The organism is Bartonella sp. LB28NMGDW, assembly GCF_042194435.1.
GTDB lineage: Bacteria > Pseudomonadota > Alphaproteobacteria > Rhizobiales > Rhizobiaceae > Bartonella > Bartonella grahamii.
The window spans coordinates 1-1,280 of sequence record NZ_JBHIMX010000083.1; the positions used below are offsets into that span (position 1 = coordinate 1).

Sequence of the window (1,280 nt, forward strand, 5' to 3'; positions counted from 1 at the left end):
GGTGCTGGAGCAGCCAAGGGAGGCATAAAGCTTGGCGAAAAGGCTGTGATCAAGTTCAATGCTAGGAAAGATTTTGCTCAATTCGCTTCCAAGAAAAATCTTGCAGAACTTGCAGCTCAAGGAGATCCTGACAAACTAGCTGCTAGGAAAGAACTAACTAAACTTGCTGCTAAAGAAAAAAAGCTTTGGCTAAAAGAGAAACCCACTAAATTTACCGATAGCAAATTTGCTCAGACAAACAAAGCCTATAAGAGAAATGACCTGTTTGATCCTAACAGAATTTCTGAGTGGAGAGAAAACAAAAAAACGGTGTGGGGCACCAATGTTGAAAGGATGGAAGCAGGAAAAGCACCTATAGGTTTTGATGGTAAGCCTGTTGAGTTGCATCACCTAAAGCAAACGCATGAGGGGCCCATAGCAGAAATGAGCAAGGAATCTCATAATAAATATAATTCCGTGATTCATGCTCCTTCCAAAACACATCAATCACTTATAGAGAGAAAAAAGTTTAAAAAATGGAGAGAGGAATATTGGAAGGAACGCGCTAAAGGGTATAGAGAACAAAAAAACAGTAATTTAGGAGGAATAATCAATATGAAATGGAGTATTATGAGTATAGATTTTGACAGATGGGGACAGGAGCATCGGTAGTAATGCTCTACGGTTGATGAAAAGAGAAAAAAGAAATTTGGAGAAATAATTGATGAAAACCTATACCTTAGATGATGTTTTAGAATTAGTTGATAAATATAATGGTGATATTATCAATTTTGGTACTGAAGATGATGCAGTTGGTGATCTCGTGATTGAAAAGGCGGAGAAAGCTCTCGGTTTACAATTTACATCGTCTTACAAGAGTTTTTTAGAACATTGTAAAGGCGGGGACATTGGTGGTGAAGAAATCTATAGTCTTTATGATAATCCTATGGGTATTCCTGCTGGTGATATTGTTTTTCAGAACTTAAATGATAGAAAACGTGGTTTTGTGACAGCAGAACAGCTTATCGTGTGTGAAGCTGATTTTGATGAAACCTTTTATTTTGATTATACGCAGTTTCGGGATGGAGAATGCCCAATCTATGTTATGTTTCCATTGGATAATCGCGAATATTACGCTAGCAATTTTTATGAATTCCTTTGCAAAAGAATTAAAGTACACGCGGGAGAAGAGATACCTGATGGTGACCAACCAATTGAAAAGACTGAGCACACTCCCACTCCGCAACCCGTACCTTTTTACAAGAGTTTTTGGAAAAAACTATGGAAGAGGTGAAATTGAT

The 1,280-nt window shown here is 37.7% G+C and carries 2 protein-coding genes; both read left to right on the forward strand.

Going from position 1 to position 1,280, the window contains the following annotated elements:
• On the forward strand, positions 1-651 hold a 651-nt coding region (locus tag ACFIKG_RS09240), incomplete at its 5' end, for an HNH/ENDO VII family nuclease (protein ID WP_375652192.1).
• A gap of 52 nt (positions 652-703) precedes the next feature.
• On the forward strand, positions 704-1,273 hold the full coding sequence (locus tag ACFIKG_RS09245; protein ID WP_375652193.1) for an SMI1/KNR4 family protein: 570 nt from the start codon (positions 704-706) through the stop codon (positions 1,271-1,273).
• Positions 1,274-1,280: the final 7 nt, after the last annotated feature.

Coding starts and splice junctions, on each gene's coding strand:
- ACFIKG_RS09245 (WP_375652193.1), top strand. CDS start 704: ATGAAAACCTATACCTTAGATGATGTTTTAGAATTAGTTGATAAATAT.